Consider the following 25,656-nt stretch of genomic DNA (forward strand, 5'->3'; position numbering starts at 1 on the left):
TGCTATGGGGCGGAGTCAGATATGTGTATTGGAGTCCCTGGTCAGGTTCTGGCCGTTGGTGAAGATATTCACCAGCTTGCGCAGGTTGAAGTGTGCGGCATCAAACGTGATGTCAATATTGCCCTGATTTGTGAAGGTGATACAGCTGAGCTGGTCGGGCAATGGGTGCTGGTGCACGTAGGGTTCGCCATGAGCATCATTGATGAAGATGAAGCTAAAGCCACGTTAGACGCACTTCGCCGTATGGAGTACGACGTCACCAGCGCGTGATTTTATGCCGGATGGCGGCGCAAACGCCTTATCCGGCCTACGGCATGACATCTTTGTAGGCCTGATAAGACGCCCCGGCGTCGCCATCAGGCATTTTAAGCCTGGCGCTTATCTTCGGTATTGGTATCGAAGTCGCTGGCGTCATGGCGTTCATGAAGCTGTTCGTTCAGCGGCCCGTTGGTACGGTTTACAATACGGCCACGCTTAACCGCCGGACGCGCTGCAATCTCTTTTGCCCAGCGCTGCACGTGCTTGTAGCTTCCTGCGTCAAGGAACTCTGCCGCGTCGTACACGTTGCCCAGAACCACATTGCCAAACCACGGCCAGACCGCCATATCGGCAATAGTGTATTCATCTCCGGCCACAAACTGATGCTGCGCTAATTGCTTATCCAGCACGTCGAGCAGGCGCTTGGCTTCCATTGTGAAGCGATTAATAGCGTACTCAATTTTTACCGGCGCATAGTTATAGAAGTGACCAAAACCACCGCCGAGGAAGGGGGCCGCACCCTGTAGCCAGAACAACCAGTTCAGCGTTTCAGTACGTTTAGCCAAATCCTGCGGCAGGAAGTAACCATATTTTTCCGCCAGATAGAGCAGGATTGCGCCAGACTCGAAAACGCGAACCGGCGGATTTTGCGAGTGATCGCGCAGCGCAGGGATCTTCGAGTTCGGATTCACCTCAACAAAGCCGCTGGAAAACTGATCGCCATCGCCAATACGGATGATCCATGCATCGTATTCCGCGCCCTTGACGCCCTGCGCCAGCAGTTCCTCCAGCATAATCGTCACTTTCTGCCCGTTTGGTGTACCCAGCGAATAGAGCTGCAGCGGATGTTTGCCGACCGGCAGCGTTTTCTCATGGGTGGCGCCGGAAACCGGGCGGTTGATATTGGCGAATGCGCCGCCGTTCGATTTTTCCCACGTCCAGACTTTCGCGGGCTGATAGGTATTGTCTGACATGTTGACCTGCCTTCTGAGTGGTTGTGTTGATGCAGTGTAGCAGTTAGGGAAAACTCAATTTAACAGATTGGGACTTTATGTCGCTTTGTGCTGAAAGGGGAAGATAAATCTAACCCGTTCATTGTAGCCGGGCCGTACTCCATGAAGAGGAAATCAATGTTGGACGGAAATTGCTACCGTATTCACCATCAAAAATTGGCGGTGAATAAGCAGTAATAATGAAAAATGGTGTTCCAGGAGTAAGCGATTATCAGGGCCCGGCGGGTGGGTGGGGCGCGGTAAAAGCCGTCACTGCTTCGGTATTTTCGCAAAAGGCTATCGCCCGCGACATTATCGCAATGTTCAAAATGAACCAGGTGAAAGGGTTCGATTGTCCGGGTTGTGCGTGGCCGGACCCTGGACATCGTGCGCCAATGGAGCTGTGCGAAAATGGCGTGAAGGCGGTCTCCTGGGAGACAACCAGCAAGAAAGCGTCCCCGGAATTTTTCAGCCGTCATCCGGTTTCCACGCTCTGGCACTACAGCGATTATGAACTGGAAAACATTGGTCGTTTGACGCATCCAATGAAATACGATGCAGCGTCAGACACCTGGCAGGCGGTGGATTGGGATATCGCCTTCCACGAGATCGGTGAGCGTCTGCGCAGCTATGACTCAGCGGAACAGGTTGAGTTTTACACCTCCGGCAGAACCTCAAATGAGGCGGCATTTCTGTATCAGCTGTTTGCCCGCGAGTATGGCAGCAACAATTTCCCTGATTGCTCAAACATGTGCCACGGTCCTACCAGCACTGGATTAACGCAGGCCATTGGCCTTGGGAAAGGGACCGTTGAACTGGACGACTTTGACCACTGCGATCTGGTCATTTGTATCGGACATAACCCCGGCACTAACCATCCGCGCATGCTGACCACTTTACGCGAGGTTGCCAAACGCGGAGCCAAAATTATCTCCATCAATCCGTTGAACGAAAGGGGGCTTGAGCGCTTTAGCTTCCCGCAAAGCCCAAGAGAGATGTTTGGCGGCCAGGCCACGGAGCTAAGCAGCGATTACTATCAGGTTAAAATAGGCGGTGACGCCTCGCTGCTCAAAGGCATAATGAAAGCGCTGATCGAAATGGATGAAGCGCGGATCTTACTGGATCGACAGCCCTGCCTCGATCATGCTTTTATTCATCAGCATACCGAGGGTTATTCGGCGCTGTATGACGATTTACGCCAGTGTAGCTGGGCAGAACTGGAACAGGACTCCGGACTGACGCGCAGTCAGATGGAGGATCTGGCACACAGCTATAACAAATCCCGCGCCACCATTATTTGTTACGGGTTGGGGATTACCCAACATAAAAACGGCACCGGGAACGTTCAGCAACTGGTAAACCTGCTGCTGCTGAAAGGCAATATGGGGAAACCGGGCGCGGGGATCTGCCCGTTGCGCGGTCATTCTAACGTGCAGGGCGATCGTTCCGTGGGTATCAATGAAGCGGCGTCCGAAGAGTTCCTGCAACGCCTTGAGGCGCATTTTGCTATCAGCGTGCCGCGCAAGCATGGCCGCTCCAGCGTGGAGAGTATCCGGGCCATCGAACGGGGAGAGGCAAAAGCGCTCATTTGCATGGGGGGTAATCTGGCGGTGGCGATGCCGCAGCCGCAGCGTACTTTTGCGGCGATGAAAAATCTGGATCTGCAGGTCCATGTTGCGACCAAGCTGAACAGATCGCATTTGCTGTTGGCAAAACATAACTACCTGCTGCCCGCGTTAGGGCGAACGGAACGTGACATTCAGGCGACGGGGATCCAGTCGGTGACCGTCGAAGACTCGATGTCGATGGTTCACGCCTCCTGCGGCGCGCTGAAACCGGCTTCCCGCTGGCTAAAATCGGAACCTGCTATTGTCGCTGGTATCGCTCGCGCCACGCTGCCTCTTTCACCAATCAACTGGGAAGCGTTAATCGGAGACTATGCGTTGATCCGTGACGCCATTGCCGCCGTGATCCCGGCGTTCCGTGATTACAACGCACGTATTGCCGAGCCGGGCGGATTTCGCATGGATACGCCCGCCTCGCGACGTGAATGGCGAACGCCGAATGGCAAAGCCAACTTTATCGTCAGCCATCAGCAAGCGGTGGAGCGGGAAAATCAACCTGCCGATGCGTTAGTTCTGGCGACGCTGCGTAGTCACGATCAGTACAACACCACTATCTATGGCATGAACGATCGCTATCGTGGCATTACCGGTCGGCGTGATGTGGTGTTTTTAAGCGCCGAAGAAGCGGCGGCTCGCGGTTTGAGTCAGGGCGATGTGGTCAACGTTCAGGCGCTGGGCGACAACGGCCAGCCCTGTGCGGAACGTGTTATGCACGGTTTAACGGTGGTGATTTACAACATGGCGGCAGGCTCTGTTGGCGCGTATCTGCCTGAAGCGAATGTCCTGCTTTCGCTGGATGCGGTAGACACACAGAGTTTGACTCCGGCGTACAAAAGCGTACCGGTCACTCTGAAAAAAGCGTAGTTCCTGCTGTGAATTTTTCGCCTCTGAGCGCCAGCCGCTGCGTTGAGGTGTATGATGATGTCGACCTCTGTCCGGTTAGTGTCGCAGAGCAGGCAATCAGAGCGATAAATTCACGCCAACCTGCTCAGGCTGTATAGTTTTGAGGTAAGGTGCATGAGCAAAGGAACGACCAGTCAGGATGCCCCATTCGGGACATTATTGGGCTACGCCCCAGGCGGCGTGGCAATCTACTCTTCAGATTACAGCTCCCTCGACCCACGGGACTACGACGATGACGCGGCATTTCGCAGCTATATCGACGACGAATATATGGGCCACAAATGGCAGTGCGTAGAGTTTGCCCGCCGTTTTCTCTTCCTGAACTATGGCATGGTTTTCACCGATGTGGGCATGGCATGGGAGATCTTCTCCTTACGCTTCCTGCGTGAAGTGGTGAATGACAATATCCTGCCGTTACAGGCATTTCCGAATGGTTCACCCCGTGCGCCAGTTGCAGGTGCTCTGCTTATCTGGCAGAAAGGCGGCGAATTTAAAGACACCGGCCATGTGGCGGTAGTCACCCAATTGCTGGAAAACAAAATCCGCATTGCTGAACAGAACGTGCTCCACACGCCGCTGCCTCCCGGACAGCAGTGGACCCGCGAACTGGAAATGGTGGTTGAAAACGGTGGTTACACCCTGCGTGATACCTTTGACGACACCACAATCCTTGGTTGGATGATCCAGACCGATGATACCCGTGACAGCCTGCCGCAGCCGGAGATCGCCAATGACTCACTGAAAATTAGCGGCGCGCGACTGGAAAATAGTGGCCAGTTTGACGGTAAATGGCTGGATGAGCAGGATCCGCTGCAAAAAGCCTACGTGCTGGCGAACGGCCACGTCATTAATCAGGATCCGCATCAGTACTTCACCATTACCGAGAGTGCGGAGCAGGAGCTGATTAAAGCCACCAACGAACTGCACCTGATGTATCTACACGCCACCGACAAAGTGCTAAAAGACGACAACCTGCTCGCGCTGTTCGACATCCCGAAAATCCTCTGGCCGCGTCTGCGTCTTTCCTGGCAGCGTCGTCGTCATCACATGATCACCGGGCGTATGGATTTCTGTATGGATGAACGCGGACTGAAGGTGTATGAGTACAACGCCGATTCCGCATCCTGTCATACCGAAGCCGGTTTGATCCTCGAAAGATGGGCCGAGCGGGGCTACACAGGACAGGGACATAATCCGGCTGAAGGATTGATCAACGAACTGGCTGGCGCCTGGAAACACAGCCGCGCGCGTCCTTTTGTCCACATCATGCAGGATAAGGATATTGAGGAAAACTATCACGCGCAGTTTATGCAGCAGGCGCTGCGTCAGGCCGGGTTTGACAGCAAAATTCTGCGTGGCCTCGATGAGCTACGTTGGGATGACGCCGGTCAGTTGATTGACGGTGATGGTCGCCTGGTGAACTGCGTCTGGAAAACCTGGGCGTGGGAAACCGCGATAGAGCAGGTGCGAGAGGTCAGCGAAACGGAGTATGCCGCAGTGCCCATCCGTACCGGGCATACCAATCAGGAAGTGCGTTTGATAGACGTGCTACTACGCCCGGAAGTGCTGGTCTTCGAGCCTCTGTGGACGGTGATCCCTGGCAACAAAGCGATTCTGCCGATCCTGTGGCAATTGTTCCCGCACCACCGTTATCTGCTTGATACTGATTTCACTGTTAATGAAGAGCTGGCGCGAACCGGTTATGCAGTGAAACCTATTGCAGGACGTTGTGGCAGCAACATCGATCTGGTGAGCCACCAGGAAGAGCTCCTGGATAAAACCAGCGGTAAGTTTGCTGAACAGAAGAACATTTATCAGCAGCTTTGGTGTCTGCCGAAGGTTGCCGGTAAATATATTCAGGTTTGTACCTTCACCGTAGGCGGTAACTATGGCGGAACCTGTCTGCGCGGCGACGAGTCGCTGGTAATTAAAAAAGAGAGCGATATAGAGCCGCTGATTGTGGTGAAGGAAGCGTAATCTTTCTTCATGTCCAGAAATGAGTGCGAAAAGCCGGAGTATATCTTCGGCTTTTTTTTATTTATGGTTAAATTGATTCTGATTATATTTTAATAAACACCGTGGCATATATTTATAATGATAATTATTTATTTTGGTAATGTTTCTTAATAAGAATACATTTATTCAGTGAATGCATTTAGCATTAATTAATTCCTGTGGCTTGTATTAGATAAAGAGCTTCTTGATCTCTTTTTTTAATAAATAATTATAATGTGTTATTTGGTTGATTGGTGATATTGATCATGTTTTCACTTGGATAATATATCGGATTACGTCGCTATACTAATTATAATCATTAATTGTCATTAACAGTCGTTGTTGGCTGCCCACAAAAATGACGTTGGATGAGACTCGTTGAGCGATTGGAAAATGCTCTGTTAGGAAACGCAAAATATCGGCAGGAATCGCCGGTCTGAGAGGGACGTATGGGTGACAGTTTTCAGAATGAAGTGCCAACGGCACGCGTTAATATCAAGTTAGATTTACATACCGGAGGCGTTCAGAAAAAAGTTGAATTGCCGTTAAAACTTTTAACCGTGGGTGATTTCAGTAATGGTAGAGAACAACGACCACTATCGGAACGCGAAAAGGTTGATATTAATAAAAATAATTTCAATGATGTGTTAGCTAAGTTCTCACCAGTAGTGAATCTGAGTGTTAAAAATACGTTAGCTGGCGATGATAGAAATGACGATATTAATCTTACCTTTAAAAATATCCGCGATTTTGAGCCTGAGCAGGTAGCCAGAAATATCCCACAATTACGCGTTCTGTTGGCTATGCGTAACTTACTTCGTGACCTGAAATCTAACTTACTCGATAACGCTGCTTTTCGCCGCGAGCTGGAAACCATCCTTAAGGATCCAGCCCTGAGTCAGGAACTGCGTGATGAACTGGCAACCATGATGCCAGAAGAGATTTAACGCTATACAGGGTTTCCTCCGCTTAATTGGCAGGAATAGTAAAGGACCATAAAAGGAATATGTTGATGTCTGTTCAGGAACATACCTCTTCAGTCGCGGCCACTACGACCAGTGAACGCAGCGTTTATCAATCCCTCTTTGACAAAATTAATCTTTCCCCGGTTTCGGCATTAAAAAATGTAGATGCGTGGCAGAGCGATGAAGCGCTTTCTGATGCCGCTCCGGCTGAACGCGTGACCGCCGCTATTCAGGTTCTGGTCTCATGTCTGGCGGACGCTGCACAGCCAGTAGAGCGCCTGGATAAAACGCTGCTTGATGAACAAATTGCTCGTCTTGATAAGCAGATTAGCGATCAGGTTAATGAAGTTATGCATCATGCTGAGTTTCAGAAGCAAGAATCGCTCTGGCGCGGTTTACATTCGATGATCACCGGCATCGATTTTCGTCGCAATGTCCGGGTAGAAATGATGGATATCAGCAAGGATGCGTTACGTGATGATTTTGACGATGCGCCGGAGCTTATCCAGAGCGGGTTATACCGCCATGTTTATATTGATGAATATGATCAGCCTGGTGGCGAACCCATTGCGGCAATGATTTCAGCGTACGAATTTGATAACAGCCCGCAGGATATTGCACTGCTGCGCAATATTTCTGGCGTGTCGGCAGCCTGTCATATGCCGTTTATCGGTTCCGTTGGGCCGAAATTTTTCCTGAAAGAAAATATGGAAGAAGTCGCGGCCATAAAAGACATCAATGATTATTTCGAACGTGCTGAATACATCAAGTGGAAAGCATTTCGTGATAGCGACGATTCACGCTACATCGGGCTGACTATGCCGCGTGTATTGGGTCGTCTGCCGTATGGTCCTGATACCGTGCCGGTACGTAGCTTTAACTATGTTGAAGAGGTGAAGGGGCCGGATCACGAAAAATATCTGTGGACCAGCGCATCTTTCTCTTTCGCTGTGAACATGGTGAAAAGTTTTATCAAGAATGGCTGGTGCGTCCAGATCCGTGGGCCGCAAGCGGGCGGCGCAGTTAAAGACCTGCCTATCCATTTGTACGATCTGGGTACGGGTAATCAAGTGAAGATTCCATCTGAGGTGATGATTCCGGAAACCCGGGAGTTTGAATTCGCCAACCTTGGTTTTATTCCGCTTTCTTATTACAAGAATCGTGATTACGCCTGCTTCTTCTCCGCTAACTCGGCTCAGAAACCTGCGCAGTATGATACGCCGGAAGCGACGGCTAACAGTCGGATTAACTCTCGTTTGCCGTATATCTTCCTGCTTTCTCGTATTGCACATTACCTGAAAATACTGCAGCGAGAAAATATTGGTACGACCAAAGATCGCCGCTTGCTTGAGCTTGAGCTTAATAATTGGTTGCGCAGTCTGGTAACCGAAATGACCGATCCTGGCGATGATTTGCAGGCATCACACCCGCTGCGTGATGGGCGTGTCGTGGTGGAGGATATTGAGGATAACCCCGGTTTCTTCCGTGTGCGCCTGTATGCCATTCCGCATTTCCAGGTTGAAGGTATGGACGTCAGCTTGTCGTTAGTTTCACAAATGCCTAAGTCGAAATCTTAACGACGCAGCGCACAGGAGGTGCGATGAAGATCTATCGTCCGTTATGGAGCGAGGGGGCCTTTCTGGCTCCCCAGCAGTTTCAGCAACAGACACGTTGGGATGCCTATGTCGCTGACGTTGTTGCTCACATGTCACTTTCATCACCGTGGGGTGTCATCAGCGCGGAGTTTGATGAAAGTGCGCTAACGGTTTCCCGTTTGAATCCCGTTAATCTGGTTGTGCGCTTTCCTGACGGCACGTTAGTGGATACAGGTATTTCAGATAACCTGCCTCCGGCGTGTGATTTATCGCATCTTACTGGTTACAGCAGTGTTGATATTGTGCTGGCGTTGCCGCTGCTTTCGGCTAATGGCGGCAATCTTTCATCAGGCAACGGCGTTAGCCGTCCGTGTCGTTGGCAGCAGGAATGGCTGCCAGTACAGGATCTCTCAGGTCAGGAAAGAACTGATATGGCAGTGCTGCGGCATGCTATCACCCTCCGGTATAGCCATGACGATAACAGCGCTTACCTGACTTGTCCGGTAGCTTGCCTTATTCGTAATGCTCAGGGGCAATGGGAGCTGGGACGTGATTTTTTACCCCCAGCGCTTTCACTCTCAGCCAGCCCCTCATTAATCAATTCGCTTAGTGATTTGGTGCATCGTATCCAGGCTCGTTGTCGCCGCCTGATGGCCTTGCGCCGAGAAAGTAATGAACGAATGGCGGATTTTGCGGTAGCTGATGTTTCGTTGTTTTGGCTGCTGAATGCGCTTAATAGCTCAGAGCCTGTTCTGAAAGAAATGCTGCAAAACCCAGGCCGTCACCCCGAACTTTTGTGGCGTGAGCTGGCGCGGTTAGCAGGCAGCCTGCTGACTTTTTCATTAGACCATGATGTCAGCGTTGTACCTCCATACCAGCACGCAAATCCGCAGCAGGTATTCCCTCCGCTGTTTGCACTTTTGGTGGAACTGCTGGAAGCCAGCCTGCCATCTCGCGTTGTCGCTATTGAACTGACGCAAGAGCGACAGTTCTGGTATGGCGCTTTGTCGGATGCCCGACTGCGTGAAGGCGCTGATTTTTACCTTTCCATTCGCTCGGATCTTCCTGCGCATGTCCTCCTTACGCAATTCCCACAGCTCTGTAAAGCAGGGAGCCGGGCAGATGTCTCTGATGTCGTCAATGTGGCACTGAGCGGTATTCCTTTAAAACCGCTAACGCATGTACCCGCAGCCATCCCGTTACGACTGGAAAATCAATACTTTGCTCTTGAGATTAATCATCCAGCAGCCCAGGCCATGCTGGATGCCGGTAATTGCGCTTTCTATGTGCCGGGAACGTTGGGAGAGATTCAACTTGAGCTTTTCGCAGTCTTAAGGGATTGAAATAAATGAATAAGGATATTGATCAGGTGTTTTGGCCAACCTGGCTTGCTGTCAGCCAGTTACGTGGCGGGGCGGAAGTCGATGATGGGGCAGCTTTCTATCGCCAGGCCTGTCAATGGGTTGATTCTGCACGTGAGGCATTGCGTGAGATGGGGTACAGCGAACACAGCGTTGAGCACATGCTCTACACGCAATGTGCGTTACTGGATGAAAGCGTGTTGAACCGCAATCGGCAGGATAGCGGTTATACCACCTGGCTTGCGACCCCCTTACAGGCCCGCTATTTCAACACGACCAATGCAGGAGAAGAGCTCTGGGAGCGCATCCGTACCGTCCTGCGCGAGTCCGTTCCTGATACTGCCGTATTAACCTGCTTTTATCGTGCAATCACGCTCGGTTTTGTTGGGCGCTATCGTGAGCAAGGTGACGAGCGTCGTGAAGATGTTCTTGAAGCGCTGGCGACTCAGGCGATGCCTTTTAAGTTAAAGCACGATGCCCCAGTTATCATGCTGGCCTCTGGATTCTCAGGCGGTAAGCGTCGCTGGTGGTTGGCATGGATTGTCGGTGTGCTGGCGTTGGGTGCCCTGTGGCTGACATTTTCTCATGTCTTACAAGGGCAGGTAGCTCAGCTTATTGGGCAGGGATAAGACATGGCTCAGTTGCGAGGGATCGTTAACTCTGTGCTGGCGGCCGTGCTGGCTTTGTTGCTGGTCTGGGGATTTAGTCCGTTAAGTGCGGGTGTAAGGAGTGGGCTTACCGTCTTTATTTTACTGCTTTTCATTCCAGGGATGGTTTATGCCTGGCGTCAGTATGGTCGGTTGAAGTCTGCTCATTCTGCTCATGAAGTTCCGCTCCCTCCTGAGAGTTTCAGTGGGCCGGTTGTGCTGGTGTGTGGCGATAATGACCTCTTGTTCACTGGACGCGGCGATTCTTGCGAGAGTTCACAGGGCTGGTATTTATCTGTCCAGTCTCCGGAGCATTATATTGCTCTGGTTCGTCAGTTAGCTACGCAGCGTCCGGGGCTTCTTATGCGCGTTTCCGTGATGCTGGCCTTGGCTCCAGAACGGCATAATGATGAAGACGCGCTTAAGCACATGCTGCTCAGCTGGCGGCGTGTGGTGGCCCAAAGCCGGCGTTGGTTATCAGGTATACCGCCGTTTTGGCTGTGCTGTTGGCTGAATTCTCCTCAGTGCAATGAGAGTGTACGTTGGTTTATTCGTACGCCTCAGGATGCGGAAGTGCAGTCGGCTACGGGATTAGACGACTTTGCGGCTTTCTCTTCGCAAGAGCGCCCGGCTCGTCATTTTCATCTTACACATGCTGTGTGGTTAGATAATTTACTGGGATGGCTGCAGAAGGTACAAGGCGACACCGAGCGCCATGCTCCGCCTCTTTTCTCTGCTTTACGGGTAGTGTGTTTCACCTCATTGGCAGTCTGCGAAAATAATCTGTGGCAACGGCATATCACGGCTCAAACAACGCTTCCTCCAGCCGCGTCAGCAGCGCCCGTACAGTTGCCTTTTCCTGATTTAGCGTTGCCTTTTTTATCCCACCGCCGGGCGCTGACTGCTTTTCAACGAGCGGTGGGCGTAAGTGGTCTTCTGTGCGGCCTTTTTGTCGGGCTGGCAATGACATGCAGCTTTATCAATAACCAACATCTCATCAGGATCACCAACGATCATTTGACGGTATACCGCCATCTTAGCGGTAATCCTGTCGAGCCAAAGATTCAGGCTCAGGATCAACTTCGTCGGGATGCGCAGCGGCTGGATCGCTGGTATCAGCAAGGTGAACCCCTTTCTCTTTCAATGGGATTGTATCAGGGGATGAGATTGATCCCGCCTTTGCTGGCCGCCATCAGCGACTGGCTACCACCTGAAAAACCGAAAGTGACCTCCCCGCAAACCGTACGTCTGGACAGTATGTCGCTGTTTGATACGGGCAAATGGGCGTTAAAAGCAGGTTCAACAAAAGTACTCATTAGGGCTTTGGTCAATATCAAAGCTAAACCCGGTTGGCTGATCGTCATCGCCGGACATACCGATGATGTGGGTGACGATAAATCTAATCAGCAGCTTTCTCTCAAACGTGCGGAATCTGTTCGCGACTGGATGCGCGATACCGGCGATGTTGCGGAGAGCTGTTTTGCCGTTCAGGGCTATGGCGAATTACGTCCCTACAAAAGCAACGATACGCCTGAGGGGCGGGCAGCTAACCGCCGTGTAGAGATCAGTCTGGTACCGCAGGCTGATGCCTGTCAGGTACCGGGCATGAAGGAACCGTCACCGCAAGGCGGTGACGCATTAGCGAAGTAAAAAATGGAGAAAGAGTTATGGCAATTCCAGTCTACCTTTGGCTGAAAGACGACGGCGGCGCGGATATTAAAGGCTCTGTTGATGTGAAAGACCGTGTGGGCAGTATCGAAGTCGTGGCCCAGGAACATAATCTGTACATCCCTACGGATAACAACACCGGTAAGTTGACCGGGACGCGCATCCATACCCCGTTCCTTTTCACTAAGGAAATCGATGCCTCCAGCCCGTATCTGTACAAGGCTGTAACCACCGGTCAGACCCTGCGTCAGGCAGAGTTCAAATGGTATCGCATCAATGATGCGGGTCAGGAAGTGGAATACTTCAACACCACACTGCACAACGTGAAAGTGGTGAAAGTAAACCCGGTGATGTACGACATTAAAGATCCCGCTAAAGAGAAGCATAACCACCTGGAACAGATTGAACTGCGCTACGAGAAGATCGTCTGGACCTATAAGGATGGCAACATCATCCATTCTGACGCCTGGAACGAGCGTACCACCGCGTAATGCACTAACGGATGAGGATTTTCTCATCCGTTTTTTTATGCCCTCTGCTGAGCGTCCCGGGCGGGGTTCAGCAGAGAGTATCAACATCACTATTACCTTATGGGCATTGGATTACGGCCACGGGCGGTAGCGTGCCTGAATACAGGGAGTCAGGAAGCAAATGGAACACCAGTCAGCAGTGTTATTACGACGTCTCAACCCCTATTGTGCTCAGGCGCTTGAAGCAGCGGCATCGTTATGCCAGACGCGCGCGCATGCAGAAATCACGCCCGAACACTGGTTACTAAAGCTGCTGGAGCAGGGAGAGGGCGATATTACGGTCATTGCTCGTCGTTATGAATGGGATATCGACAATCTCTGGCAGTCACTGCTGGCGCATCTGGATGTTCAGCCTCGTTCCGTGAAAAGTCGCCCGCAGTTGTCTGATGCGCTCCTTTCTTTAATGCAACAAGCGTGGCTGTGTGCCGCAACGGATGAAAATTCGCAGATACGTGGCGTACATCTGCTGATGGCGCTGGTAGGAAAGCCTTCACTATTGCAGTGTGACGGCCTGTGGCCTCTTTTGAGCGCCGGACATATTCAACTGGAACGGCTTCTGCCGCTATTAAATGTCCAGTCGGATGAACGTCCGGAAAGGCAGCAAGAAGCCGCTCTGACGCAGGTTTCCCCAGATGACGAAGTGCGTCCAGGCCTTGCTCAGTCGACGTTGTCGCCAGCATTACAAGGCGTGCTCGAGAAATTTACGCTGGACGTGACCGCGAAAGCGCGTGCAGGCGATATCGACCCGATATTTGGTCGCGATAATGAAATCCGGCAAATGGTGGATGTGCTGTCCCGTCGGCGAAAAAATAATCCCATACTGGTCGGGGAACCTGGCGTCGGCAAGACCGCTCTGGTGGAGGGACTGGCGCTGCGTATTGCTGAAGGTAATGTGCCAGATAGCCTGAAATCAGTAACGCTACGCACGCTGGATCTTGGGCTGTTACAAGCCGGTGCTGGAGTGAAAGGTGAGTTTGAGCAGCGGTTAAAAAATATCATTGACGCCGTTCAGCAATCGCCAACGCCTGTTCTGCTCTTTATCGATGAAGCCCATACCATCATCGGGGCTGGTAATCAGGCGGGGGGCGCAGACGCAGCCAACCTGCTAAAACCCGCTCTGGCCAGAGGTGAACTACGAACCATCGCGGCGACCACATGGAGCGAATATAAACAGTATTTTGAGCGTGATGCTGCGCTGGAGCGGCGTTTTCAGATGGTTAAAGTTGATGAGCCGGATGATGACACTGCCTGTTTAATGCTGCGTGGTCTGAAATCACGCTATGCAGAACATCATGGCGTTCACATCACCGACGAAGCGGTTAAAGCCGCCGTTACGCTCTCTCGCCGCTATCTTACCGGGCGGCAATTACCCGACAAAGCCGTCGACCTGTTGGATACCGCAGGTGCAAGAGTGCGGATGAGCCTTGATACCGTTCCTGAACCTTTGACGCGTTTGAAGTCGGAGATCACCGCGCTTGAAATTGAAAAGCAGGCATTGCTTGCAGACCTCGCGGTAGGAAATGGCCAGCATGGTGAAAGGCTGGCCAGTATTGAACAGCGGGAAAATCGTCTGCTTGTCGAACTGGATGAACGCGAAACCCAGTACGGCCAGGAATTAACGCTCACTGAGCAACTGCTGGCCGCCCGCCGTGATATTTCTCGTCAGGCGGAAACGGTTGAATTGCAGCAGCAGCTTAGTGTGCTTCAGCAGGGCCATCCGTTACTGTTTCCGGATGTAGACGCACGTACCGTTGCTACGGTGATCGCCGACTGGACCGGTGTACCTTTGTCTTCATTAATGAAGGATTCCCAGGCGGCTTTACTGACGCTTGAAACCCAGATGGGAAACCGCGTTATCGGGCAGAATTATGCGCTGAATACAATCGCACAGCGGTTGCGAGCATCAAAAACAGGGCTTACGCCGGAAAACGGCCCACAGGGCGTGTTTTTGCTTACCGGGCCAAGCGGAACCGGCAAAACAGAGACTGCGCTGGCCCTGGCTGACATTCTCTTTGGCGGTGAAAAATCGCTAATCACGATTAATCTGTCTGAGTATCAGGAGCCGCATACTGTGAGCCAGCTAAAGGGCTCACCTCCGGGATACGTGGGTTATGGACAGGGAGGGATCCTGACCGAAGCGGTGCGAAAACGCCCCTATAGCGTAGTACTACTGGATGAAGTAGAAAAAGCGCATCGCGACGTCATGAACCTGTTTTACCAGGTATTTGACCGTGGTTTCATGCGTGACGGCGAAGGTCGTGAAATTGATTTTCGCAATACCGTTATTTTGATGACTTCCAATCTTGGCGGCGACGCAGTGATGCAACTGCTGGAAGAGCAACCGGGAACCACAGAGTCAGAGTTGCACGAACTGCTGCGCCCACTGTTGCGCGATCATTTCCAGCCGGCGCTGCTGGCCCGCTTCCAGACAATTATCTACCATCCGCTCAGTGAATCTGCGTTACGTACGATTGTACAGATGAAACTGGAGCAGGTTAGCCAGCGATTACTGCGTCACTACGGCATCACCACAATAATATCCGAGAACCTTTTTGATGCCCTGACCGCCGCTTGCCTGCTACCGGATACGGGAGCGAGGAATATTGATAGTCTGCTGAATCAACAAATCTTACCTGTGCTCAGTCAGCAGTTGTTAACGTATCTTTCCCGGCAGCAAAAACCTCAGCAACTCACTCTAAGTTGGAATGATGAAGAGGGAATGATGCTGGAGTTTAATGATGAGTAAACGTGACGATATTATTGAACCTTCCGAGTGGACCTTGGATCGTAAAACAGGGCTTGTTTACAGCGAAATATTGGGATGGATAGATATAGGCCATGCACAGGGAAGTGATATTAAAAACCTACTGTTAGATATAAAACGAGGTGAATCAAGTCGTGATGGTTATTATGACGTCACCTATAGCCAAAAGATGTTTGTATATCATCGCCAGTTTGGTACAGGAAAGTTTGTTAAGTGGCGTATCAAACAAGGTTTATCTACATGTGAGAAAAACAGCGTTGCGTTAGCTATGATGATGATGACGGCGCGCTTGTTTGAACGTTTGCAATCTAATTGGTGTTTTAGTTGGTATACCGACAGTGGATTTAGCGGAGAGGATCTTACCTCCGATCTTTTAGGCTTCTACCGGGCAATCCTTCCCTCAGACTACCCGTCAAGACTGAGCTTAGTCAGTAAAGAGCGGGCACTGTGTAGATGGGATTTTTATGGGCCGATAGGCAATTATAAGAATAAAGGATTTTTACCATTACTGTTTCCAGACCCCCAGGATAACTGTGCTGTCCATAAACCTTATAAAGGGCGCCTGCCTTCATTTATGACATGGGTGCAACCGTGGAGTGATTTCACTTCTGGTCGGGTAGAAATTATCACCGAGGATGGCGGTTATTATTCATTTTTGTCGAGGTGAATGATAATGAGCTACTATAAAATAATACTGGTGACGATTGCTTTGATTTTCTTGTCACCGCTGTTAATACCTTGGCCAGATAAATTAGAATATCGGGAAAGCGATCTTTTTGACTACTATTTCTATACTGATGTTGATATCAAGCAGGCTCCAAGGATATCAAATAATTATCGCTTTGAATATATTTCTCCTGATGGAAGTACACGAGAAACAAATATTGTTATTTTTCACGGTGGTGATGTGGGAATTATTCGTGATTATCTAACAGGTCTTGGCTTTCATCTTTATGATTATAGTGATAATGGAAGAGAAGAACTTTGGATATCAAATGATAATCATCGATTTACTTTTTCTATTGTCACTAACAAGAAAAAAGATTTGGTCAGTTTAATAAAAACAATGCGTTGAGGGTAAGTTTTGTTCTGGAAGCGGCTCTTTATAAATTTACAGGGGTTAAATATATGGGAATGGATGAATCACTTGGCGGTGGGATGTCATTTATATCTGAAAATACGCTGAATCGTTATCAATTGTATATCCCTTCATGCAAGTCTGTACTGGATGTTATTAACTTTAATGGTACAGAGGAAATGAGTTCGCTGTATCGATACGTAGTACATTTTTCCAGCCAGGATAAAGATATTGCGGTCGTATCAATACTTAGAAAATCAACGACATTAACCATGGGAATGGGGGAGTTAAGTGAGTTAACTGCCCGCAAAATCGTACATGGTATTGTGACATCTTTCCATCGTATCAGTGGTTCAAAAGACCAGGCAATCTATCAGATAATCATTGAACCTTTTGTCGCGTTGCTGAAAAACCAATTTCGCACACACCGTTTCTTTATTAATATGTCAGTTCCTGAAGTGGTTACTCAAATTTTACAGGAGCATGGTTTAAAAGACTGGGAATATAATTTTGATTTGGTAATGGAATATCCCAAAAGAGAGCAAATTAATCAGTATCAGGAGAGCGATCTGGTTTTTATTGAACGCCTGCTCTCTGAAGTTGGAATATTCTTCTTCTTCCGACTTCAGCCTGATGCTGGCACAGAGGTGATCTATTTTGCTGACAAACAAAGCGCATGGGAGTTTGGTAAAACATTACCGCTGAATAGTCCCTCCGGAATGAATGACAATGGAGTCGACTCAGTCTGGGATATTCAGTTCCAAGAGTCTACGGTGCAGGCATCGGTTACAGCCGGGGATTATAACCATCGCCAGGCTCAGAAAATATTATTTTCTGCACAAGCCGATATGACTTACGGTGAAGGTGACGGGGTGACTTACGGGGATGTTTACCACTATGGCCCACGCCATCTTGAAACGGGTGATCAGGTTTCGCCGGCGCCTGAGACAGGGAATTATTGGGCGCGACTGGAACATGAACGTTATCTCTCCTCACAAGCGACAATCACTGGATTATCAACCGATGTGAGCCTCCGCCCGGCTCAGGTCCTGAATATTACGGAATCGACACCTGTCCCAACGCTTCCTGCCAGTGTGCGTAACAGCTTGCTGGTTACGGCGGTTTCATTCAGCGCAAGCCGAAAGGAAGCGCTACAAGTGGTGTTGATGGCGACCATTTACAGTGAAACGCGCTGTTGGAGACCTCCACTCAAACCGCGGCCAGTGATTAGCGGCACGCTAATGGCACGTGTTTCAAGCCCGAAAAAGAATGATGAATATGCTCATTTAAACCAGAGCGGGCTTTATTGGGTTAAGTTTGATGCGGACCGCGATGCGAAACAGCAGGGCTACGAAAGTATGCCAGTACGCCTTGCCAAACCCTACGGTGGCGACACCTACGGTATTCACTTCCCGCTGATACAGGGCACAGAAGTGGCGGTGGCGTTCCATGAAGGTGACCCGGACCGGCCCTATATCGCCCATGTGCTGCATGACTCCCGGCATCCTGACCACGTGACACAGGCAAACCATACCCGTAACGTCATCCGCACGCCCGCGAACAACAAGCTGCGCATGGAGGACAAACGGGGTGAGGAGCACGTCAAGCTCAGTACCGAGTACGGCGGGAAGACGCAGCTTAATCTGGGGCATAACGTGGATGCACAGCGTGCGCTGCGGGGAGAGGGGGCAGAGCTGCGCACCGACGACTGGGTGGCGGTACGCGGCGGTAAAGGAGTTTTTATCACTTCGGACAGGCAGAGTGAAGCTTCGGACAGGATGCTGGAGATGAAGAATGCTGCCGCGCAAATGGTTCAGGCGCTGTCTGTGAGTGATGCCCTGGCGAATGCCGCCGATATCGCACAGGCGTGGCCAGCAGACTCAGATACAGCAAAGGCACTGAATACAGCGTTAAACAATCTTACTCAGCCAGGGATTGTGCTCAATGCACCGGAGCACATAAGCATCAGTAGTCCGAAGTCGGTGCGTCTGTCCTCAGGCAGTGAAAGCGTGGGGCTGGTCGCGGGTGGTAATACAGATATCAGCGTGATGAAGAAATTTACTGCCGTGGCGGGGGAAGCCATCAGTCTGCTGGCCCTGAAGCTGGGTATACGTTTATTTGCCGCAAAGGGTAAGGTTGAAATCCAGGCCCAGGATGACGGGATAGATACCGTGGCGAAAAAGGACATCACCATCACAAGCGTGGAGGGCAAAGTGTTAGTGACGGCAGCCGACGAACTGGTGCTGAACTGCGGAGGAGCCTATATAAAACTCAGCGGCGGAAATGTGGAGATAGGGTGTCCGCAAAATATTCTGCTCAAATCTATCAGTGTGCAGAAATTAATGGCTGCTGATTATGATCTGCCAAAGCCAGAGCTACCGAAAGGATTTAATGATTTCTTTATCGCCAAAGATGAGGATTCCGGAGAGATTATGCCTTTCGTACCTTATCGAATTAAAACAGGAGAGGGAAACGTATATGAGGGGGTAACGGATGCTGAAGGCAAAACCATTACCGTATATACCGCACAGCCTGAATCTTTAGATATCGAATTACTTTGATTTTTTAATTTTAAACAGGGAGGTGTTTATGGCAACAGGTGAAGAGAAAACTAAAACGTCTGCGCAAGGCTCAGGAAAAGTTGTTAAAGGTAAATACGAACCGGAAATTTATCTCCACCCTGGTAGCGCGACAGTACTTTGTGTTGACGCAATTGCTGAAAAAACAATTAAGGAGGAGCATTACTTTTTATCAGGATTACTGGAAAAACAGCTAAAGGCACAGAAAGATCTTGATGAAGCCAATTATGCGGCAATTTTACAGGCTGATACTGTACCAGAAAGGCAACTTCAGAGTAAGATAACAGAAGCATACGTCGCACTCAATAAAGCCAACAAAGCATTTCGCCAGGAATTAATGACTCTCACGGCCAATGTCCCTGAAGGGGAACTTTTGGATAAAAAAATGAAGGAGAGTGCCATTGGCATCATGGAGTTAATCCCCCTTAACAAAAACTCTGTCACTGGATTCAAAAAAACTTATATTCGTTCTGATAAGATCAAAGAAGGTTGGCGCAGATATAAGCTTAGTAATGTTGACAAAAAAACAGGTGAAGCCAGCTTTATTAAGTACCATGACAAAAACATTTCCGTGCAAGATGAAAATGGTAAAACTGTTAATAAAACTGTACGTCAGGCGAAAATAGCCCCCCAGGAACTAAAAAAACAGCTGAAAGAAGCTTCTGTTAAGTTCAATTTTGATATTTGTGAAGATAGCAACATTATTGTCAGCGATTGGGCAAAAGAGATGAATAAATCGCTGTCCTGGCCGAAGGGGGGGGAGGCTGATGAGTCCGTCTATCATCAGTATGTTGATATTAGTGCTCAGGCCCAGCTCATGCGATTTAGCCATGGCGCAGGGGTATCCGCGGAATTTAATCCACTAAAGGGTAAGGTTGAAGGGAAATTAGAGGGGCACGCCAGTTTTGCGTTAGGTGAAGCGAAAGCAGAAAGCACTTTATATGTTCCGGACAGGCTAGGCATTAGTCTGCTGTTTCCGGCGAAAGCCGATACACCGCAAACGCCAGGCGGTATCTGTAATATGGGGGCGCTGCGTTTTGCCCTGAAAATGGTGTTGTCCGGCAGTGTCGGAGCCAGTGTGGCAGTTGAGGTTGGCGCAACGCTCGACTGGAGCGGTGAAATAGGCAAAGGTTACGGAATTAAAGGCCGCCCGGCTGAGCTATCCCCGCCGCCGCTACCGGGCAAACGAACGATTAATTTACATACTCCGGAAACACCTGAAGCACAGGGCGGAGGAGAAATTGGCGCTTTTGTGGGTGCCCAGTTCGGGGGCAATATCAGCGGCGCCATAGAATGGTTCGATCCGCATCCTGACGACACGCCTCCCGCTAACGTCGGGAAGACGGACGATAAAACCATCGTCACTAAAGAACGGAAATTTGCGGCAATTGCGAAGCTGGAAATGGGGGGATCGCTACAGGCGGGTGCCGGGGGAAGTGCGGTTTTCTATGTCACCTACATCCAGGGGCGTTTTCGTATTTTTTGTAAAGCGGCATTTTGCTGGGGAGCCGGTGCAAAGGGGAGTCTGGGGTTCGAGGTTGATAGCGGCTGCTATTTTGCCTTTATGAAAAGCTTTATGTATATGCTGCGCAACGTTGATTATCAGAAGTTAGCCGACATGATGAAATTAGATGCCTTTCAGGCATTGTGCGCGATCCCCTTAATTATGGCGGCCCGTGGCGTCCATGCGGCGGTCGCTATGGTCGAAGAGACAAAGGATATCATTGCTCAATTAGCGTATGATTTAAAGCATGAAAATAACCGGGTTAAGCTGATGGAAAGTGTGCTGAATAATCCGGAACAGTTTAAATACTCGCCACCGGAAACCAAAGGCGCGCTGATTGCGCAGCTAATGGATATCAGTTGGGCGGACCCTCTCGACCCGCGAAACCAAAATAATAACCCGCTCACGTTTAACGCCTGGAAGTTAGGGCCAATGAAACGCCGTAAGCAGGCCATCTTCCTGGCGTTGAAATGGGTGCAGAGTAAAGCGGATTACGACAATGTTATGCAGCATATTACTGAAAGTCCGGGGGCGACAAAAGGTGACCGTAATAAAAATGAACAAGCAGTGATTACATTCCTCTCTGATGGTGAGAATGATTCTGTATTTTTTACCCATTACGGTAAGAAGCTACCTGAGTTATATAACAATCTTCCGGAGAGGGTTTCACCAGAGGAACCGTTCAAGCCTATTCCCGATAAATTAATGGATCAGTATTTAGCGTTGATTGATCAGCAACAGACATATGACCCCATGAGTGATGACGGACAGACCAGAACGGTTTAATTAAGGATGTCATAATGAATAAGCAATACTGCGCCGCGCTATTAGTAACAATCAGTTTTTGTAATGGCTGTGATAGCAGCACCAGTGCTGAAACCCAGCAGCTCACCCAGGCGCTGGTGAAGCGTTCGCTGGATAATATGGTCCCGGTCGCGGGCGGTGAGTTTTTAATGGGGGACTTCGGTCCGCTGATTTGGGAAAAACTGCCCTTCAGCATGAACCAGGATGATAAATACCTGCATAAGGTCAGGCTGAGTGACTTTATGATTGGCAAATATAAGGTCACGCATAAAGATTATAATGAGTATATAAAAATCACCTATCATAAAAAGCTTACTTATATTTTTGATGGGAAGTTACTGGCGGATGACGTTCCCGTCAGCGTCCCCTGGCAGATGGCCAAAGACTACTGCCTGTGGCTGGGTAAAATGTCGGGTAAACGGGTGGATTTGCCCACTGAAGCGCAGTGGGAATACGCGGCCCGCTCCCGGGGACAGTATTTGCCCTATGCCACCAGTAACGGAAAAATAGAAGAGGGAAGCAATGTCCCAACCTTTGATGCAATAGCAAAAATGAACGGTGTAGGGATATCGATTTACCCGGTCGGGAAATATCCCCCCAATCCACTGGGATTGTATGACATGGGACTAAGCGGTGATGAATGGGCTAATGACTGGTATGCGGCGGACTACTATGCACACTCGCCGGTTGATAACCCGCAGGGACCGGGGACCGGCGACAGGAAGGTTATGAGGGGATATTCAGGAGGAGATTATCAGTATGCCCTGACCATGTTTCGTAAGTCGAACCTCCCTTCCCCACTTTTTGACGGGCATAAAGCAGAAGATGACCAATTTCCTCCCAATTTTGGCTTTCGCTGTGTGGTGAATAACGGATGACGGCGCATATTCTGAGACTTCTTACCCCGGGAATATTTTTGCTGGCGCTGACCGGTTGTGATAGCAGCACCAGTGCTGAAAACCAGCAGCTCACGCAGGTGCTGGTGAAGCGCTCGCTGGATAATATGGTCCCGGTCACGGGCGGTGAGTTTTTAATGGGGGACTTCGGCCCGCTGATTTGGGAAAAACTGCCCTTCAGCATGAACCAGGATGATAAATATCTGCATAAAGTCAGTAGAACTCATGCCTCAAGCGCTAGGGTTAAAGTTTTGGGAATGTTTTTGGCATCATGGAAGTATTGCCGTATTTTTCAACACCACCCAAACGACAGAATGGAAAGAGTGCAAGGTACCTAACAGCCCTTCTTCATGCCGCAGGATTCGTAAACGACTTCCCATCGAGACCAGATTGTATTTGGTTCCTGAACTTATTTTAGAAGCCAGTCAAAAGGCGAATGAAGCACAAAAAAGATTCACTCAATTATTAACAAAGATGGATAAAGAAGACTGGTTTGAATCGCCACGGATAATCTAGACACTTCCGAGCCGTTGATAATACTGGTTTTCATATTCTGTCGGTGACATCTGTTCGCTAGAACCATGCCGACGCTTACTGTTATAAAACATTTCGATGTAATCAAAAATATCGCTGCGGGCTTCTTCCCGCGTTCCGTAGATTTTTTTCTTTATCCGTTCACGTTTCAACAACTGGAAAAAGCTTTCTGCAACCGCATTATCATGGCAGTTACCGCGACGGCTCATGCTGCCCTCCAGGCCGTGTGATTTCAGGAACGACTGCCACTCATGGCTTGTGTACTGACTGCCCTGATCCGAATGAACCAGCACCTGTTTTTGGGGATTACGCCGCCATACAGCCATCAGCAGTGCGTTCAGGACAATGTCCTTTGTCATCCGGGATTGTATGGACCAGCCGATAATTTTGCGTGAGAACAGATCAACAACCACGGCAAGATACAGCCAGCCTTCGTGGGTCCTGATGTAGGTTATGTCCGTTACCCAACTCTCATCCGGAGCATCCGGATTGAACTGTCGCTGGAGCCTGTTGGGCGACACGATACTGGCCTCGCCTTTACGTGCCCGCGGGCTCCGGTATCCGACCTGAGCCTTTATCCCGACACGTTTCATCAGTCGCCAGACTCTGTTCACTCCGCACTGTTGCCCGCTGTCCCGCAGATCCAAATGGATTTTGCGATAACCATAGACGCATCCCGATTCCAGCCAGAACTGTTTAATCTGCCCTGTCAGCCTCAGGTCTGCCTGATGGCGTTGTGAATGCGGCTGCTGAAGCCAGGCGTAAAAACCACTGGGATGAACATCCAGCACCCGACAGAGCAGGCGAACAGGCCAGCAACAGGTGTTGTCACGGATAAAGGCGTACCTCAGTCGGACAGCTTTGCGAAGTACGCCGCGGCTTTTTTTAATATGTCCCGTTCGTCGGTAACCCGCTTCAGCTCTTTCTGGAGACGGCGGATCTCGGCCTGAGCATCTGACTCTTCTTTATTAGTGGAAGAATCTGGACCGTACTTCTTTATCCAGGCGTAAAGGCTGTGGGTGGTGATATCGAGACGTGTTGCAACGCTGGCAACAGAATAACCGCGATCAACAACCTGTTTGACTGCTTCAATTTTAAACTCTTCGGGATAACGCTTACCGCTCATGGGCACCTCTCTTTAAGCCATCTTAAATGACTCTGAGGTGTCTGTTAAACCCGTGGCGATTCATTCTTTAATTTCCAACAACCCTCAAACCATGGAAGCAAATTCGCGTCAAACTCATTTGAAAAGAGCACTTAATGGCTACAGGAGTATGGATAAGGCAACGTCAAGGCAGCTTAAGGAACTTGGGTTTGAGTTGTCTGAGGAAGGTAAACATTGGAAGATAGTATATAATGGTGATTCCAGATACTCTTACATTCTTCCTAAAACAGGGAGCGACTATAGAGGATCTTTGAATGCTATTTCTGATATAAGTAATATTATTTTCTAACAAAATCTAGCCCCTTTATAAGGGGCTGGATTAAGTCTATTTTAAATCGGTAATACACATTGTTTAATGTAAGTATTACAGTTCAAAGTTTATGTTCAGGTAAGGAATTCCGATGGGGCTGAGTCATTTTTTAATGACGTGGAAAGCGGGGGATTTTGCTGATGCGAAGAATCATAAGGTGAAAAACAGGAATATTACAGGTGGAGTAGATGGTGGAAACACCCGACTGACAAGGGGAGTTGATAACGCTGAGTTCTTCCCCCTTGCCTGAAGAGGAGTCTCCCCGGTCTTCCCCCGGGGATGATGGCAGGTAATTTGTTGTTAAATAAAGTAAATTATGAAATCCCCCATTTCCCCCGTATTCTCTGCTTCATTATGAATAATCTTAGAGAAAGGAACCCTAAAGGACCGTAGAAAGACCGTAGCTGTGAGGTGAGGGAAGGCACATCAGAGGGTGTTGAGGTGTCTAAAAGTAACGAACATCTGCGAAAATGGCGAGAAATCCAGCAAACAAATAACGTGTTGCAACGACCAGAAATCTACCGTAGCCAGAAAAGGAAAAAGCCCCGCTTTGCAGCGAGGCCTTATGAATATTGGTGCCCGGACTCGGAATCGAACCAAGGACACGGGGATTTTCAATCCCCTGCTCTACCGACTGAGCTATCCGGGCAACGAGGCGCATTAAACCCGATTCGCTTCGCTTCGTCAACGAAATTTCTTCAAATCAATGCAGACTGCACAATCTATCACCACATTGCTGCTATTGCACGCATTCTCAGGCAAAAAATGCCGTCCACGCGGCGGAAAGCGGCATTGCCAGCAGCAGGGCCGGAAGCATATTTACAACGGCAAACATTTTGATGCCGCAAATACGTAAACCGGTTGCCAGCAGCAATAGTCCGCCTACAGCGCTGAAATCAGCCATCATCGCAGGCGTGGTCAGGGGTAAAATCAGCGCCGCGCAGGCGGCCAGCGTCAACTGGATTGCCAGCATCGGCACACAAATGGCAGAGACCGCGATCCCCAGTGAACAGGCAAAAATGATGGCCGTGAAGAAATCAAGAAACGATTTCGCAATTAATATATTTGGATCGCCGGTCATGCCTTCATGTATCGCCCCGAAGATCCCGGTTCCGCTGGCGCAAAACAGCACGATGATGGCCACGTAACTTTGGATAAATGATTCATGCGTTGCGTTGGCGTCCGAACGGGTGAAAAGCTGCTGTGCTTTGGCTACGGCGGCGTTAATCCCTTTCTCCAGATGACAGAATTCGCCAATTAACGCGCCAACCAGCGTTGCCAGAACCATTACCGGCAGGTTGGCGCATTTGATAACCAGCAAGATACCAATTCCCAAAGAGCACAGGCCGAATATGGAGGTCATCGAGATCCGAATGCGCTCCGGTAAATGCTGGCTAAGTAGTGCGCCGAAAACGCCGCCAAATAAAATGGCGCCGCCATTAATAAAGGGTCCGATTACCACGTTTGCTCCTGCATACCCATT

20 protein-coding genes and 1 tRNA gene are annotated in these 25,656 nt (G+C 49.8%); 17 read left to right on the top strand and 4 right to left on the bottom strand.

Features of this window, described 5'->3' with window-relative positions; all coding sequences use genetic code 11:
• The first annotated feature begins 21 nt into the window (after nt 1–21).
• Nucleotides 22–270 carry a hydrogenase maturation factor HybG gene (gene hybG / locus AC534G_RS03875; protein ID WP_003024459.1) on the top strand — a complete coding sequence of 83 codons (249 nt, stop codon included), beginning with the start codon at nt 22–24 and terminating at the stop codon, nt 268–270.
• 95 nt (nt 271–365) lie between these two features.
• On the opposite strand, the gene yghU is transcribed toward hybG, so the two are convergent.
• Nucleotides 366–1,232: a glutathione-dependent disulfide-bond oxidoreductase gene (gene yghU, locus AC534G_RS03880; protein ID WP_003846344.1), complete on the bottom strand. Its 867-nt coding sequence runs from the start codon at nt 1,230–1,232 to the stop codon at nt 366–368.
• Nucleotides 1,233–1,450: 218 nt separating this feature from the next.
• Between yghU and AC534G_RS03885 the strand changes: the two genes are divergently transcribed.
• The 15 genes from AC534G_RS03885 (at nt 1,451) to AC534G_RS03955 (ending at nt 22,502) form a co-directional block, all read left to right on the top strand.
• Nucleotides 1,451–3,739, top strand: coding sequence for an FdhF/YdeP family oxidoreductase (locus AC534G_RS03885; RefSeq protein WP_110496828.1), 2,289 nt, complete (start codon nt 1,451–1,453; stop codon nt 3,737–3,739).
• Nucleotides 3,740–3,892: 153 nt separating this feature from the next.
• On the top strand, nt 3,893–5,755 hold the full coding sequence (gss, locus tag AC534G_RS03890) for a bifunctional glutathionylspermidine amidase/synthase (RefSeq protein ID WP_110496830.1): 1,863 nt from the start codon (nt 3,893–3,895) through the stop codon (nt 5,753–5,755).
• A 467-nt stretch (nt 5,756–6,222) separates the two neighbouring features.
• A complete protein-coding gene (gene tssB, locus AC534G_RS03895; protein WP_038633820.1) occupies nt 6,223–6,720 on the top strand; it encodes a type VI secretion system contractile sheath small subunit in 498 nt (165 codons plus the stop codon).
• A gap of 65 nt (nt 6,721–6,785) precedes the next feature.
• Nucleotides 6,786–8,315 (top strand): type VI secretion system contractile sheath large subunit, encoded by a 1,530-nt coding sequence (tssC, locus tag AC534G_RS03900; RefSeq protein ID WP_110496832.1) that lies wholly within the window; start codon nt 6,786–6,788, stop codon nt 8,313–8,315.
• A gap of 23 nt (nt 8,316–8,338) precedes the next feature.
• Nucleotides 8,339–9,676, top strand: a complete 1,338-nt coding sequence (gene tssK, locus AC534G_RS03905; RefSeq protein WP_069324334.1) for a type VI secretion system baseplate subunit TssK — start codon at nt 8,339–8,341, stop codon at nt 9,674–9,676.
• A gap of 5 nt (nt 9,677–9,681) precedes the next feature.
• On the top strand, nt 9,682–10,323 hold the full coding sequence (gene tssL / locus AC534G_RS03910; protein ID WP_110496834.1) for a type VI secretion system protein TssL, short form: 642 nt from the start codon (nt 9,682–9,684) through the stop codon (nt 10,321–10,323).
• 3 nt (nt 10,324–10,326) lie between these two features.
• Complete coding sequence (locus tag AC534G_RS03915) at nt 10,327–11,991, top strand: OmpA family protein (protein ID WP_110496836.1); 1,665 nt, start codon at nt 10,327–10,329, stop codon at nt 11,989–11,991.
• Nucleotides 11,992–12,008: 17 nt separating this feature from the next.
• Nucleotides 12,009–12,500: a type VI secretion system tube protein TssD gene (tssD, locus tag AC534G_RS03920; protein ID WP_003024437.1), complete on the top strand. Its 492-nt coding sequence runs from the start codon at nt 12,009–12,011 to the stop codon at nt 12,498–12,500.
• Nucleotides 12,501–12,660: 160 nt separating this feature from the next.
• Entirely contained in the window at nt 12,661–15,285 is a 2,625-nt protein-coding gene (gene tssH, locus AC534G_RS03925; protein WP_110496838.1) for a type VI secretion system ATPase TssH, read from the top strand.
• Nucleotides 15,278–15,970, top strand: coding sequence for a hypothetical protein (locus AC534G_RS03930; protein WP_110496840.1), 693 nt, complete (start codon nt 15,278–15,280; stop codon nt 15,968–15,970). Before tssH ends, AC534G_RS03930 begins: the two co-directional genes overlap by 8 nt.
• 6 nt (nt 15,971–15,976) lie before the next feature.
• Nucleotides 15,977–16,378 carry a hypothetical protein gene (locus tag AC534G_RS03935; RefSeq protein ID WP_162620710.1) on the top strand — a complete coding sequence of 134 codons (402 nt, stop codon included), beginning with the start codon at nt 15,977–15,979 and terminating at the stop codon, nt 16,376–16,378.
• 53 nt (nt 16,379–16,431) lie between these two features.
• Nucleotides 16,432–18,942 (top strand): type VI secretion system Vgr family protein, encoded by a 2,511-nt coding sequence (locus AC534G_RS03940; RefSeq protein ID WP_110496844.1) that lies wholly within the window; start codon nt 16,432–16,434, stop codon nt 18,940–18,942.
• A 28-nt stretch (nt 18,943–18,970) separates the two neighbouring features.
• A complete protein-coding gene (locus AC534G_RS03945; protein ID WP_496594502.1) occupies nt 18,971–21,250 on the top strand; it encodes a hypothetical protein in 2,280 nt (759 codons plus the stop codon).
• Nucleotides 21,251–21,264: 14 nt separating this feature from the next.
• On the top strand, nt 21,265–22,146 hold the full coding sequence (locus AC534G_RS03950; protein WP_110496846.1) for a formylglycine-generating enzyme family protein: 882 nt from the start codon (nt 21,265–21,267) through the stop codon (nt 22,144–22,146).
• A gap of 38 nt (nt 22,147–22,184) precedes the next feature.
• The gene (locus AC534G_RS03955) at nt 22,185–22,502 is read left to right on the top strand and encodes a hypothetical protein (protein ID WP_199981236.1); all 318 of its coding nucleotides are present in this window, start codon (nt 22,185–22,187) and stop codon (nt 22,500–22,502) included.
• Nucleotides 22,503–22,676: 174 nt separating this feature from the next.
• Here the strand turns inward: AC534G_RS03955 and AC534G_RS03960 are convergent.
• A protein-coding gene (locus AC534G_RS03960; protein ID WP_096755719.1) for an IS3 family transposase occupies nt 22,677–23,824 on the bottom strand; the annotation gives its coding sequence in 2 pieces (ribosomal slippage) (nt 22,677–23,587 and nt 23,587–23,824; 1,149 coding nt in all).
• Nucleotides 23,825–23,861: 37 nt separating this feature from the next.
• On the opposite strand from AC534G_RS03960, the gene AC534G_RS03965 reads away from it, so the two are divergent.
• Nucleotides 23,862–24,152 (top strand): hypothetical protein, encoded by a 291-nt coding sequence (locus AC534G_RS03965; RefSeq protein WP_370606899.1) that lies wholly within the window; start codon nt 23,862–23,864, stop codon nt 24,150–24,152.
• Between the two features lie 594 nt (nt 24,153–24,746).
• On the opposite strand, the gene AC534G_RS03970 is transcribed toward AC534G_RS03965, so the two are convergent.
• Both AC534G_RS03970 and AC534G_RS03975 read right to left on the bottom strand, forming a co-directional pair.
• A tRNA-Phe gene (locus AC534G_RS03970) sits at nt 24,747–24,822 on the bottom strand.
• Nucleotides 24,823–24,927: 105 nt separating this feature from the next.
• Nucleotides 24,928–25,635 carry a DUF554 domain-containing protein gene (locus AC534G_RS03975; RefSeq protein WP_110496872.1) on the bottom strand — a complete coding sequence of 236 codons (708 nt, stop codon included), beginning with the start codon at nt 25,633–25,635 and terminating at the stop codon, nt 24,928–24,930.
• Nucleotides 25,636–25,656 lie beyond the last annotated feature (21 nt).

The organism is Citrobacter sp. CRE-46, from assembly GCF_059615875.1.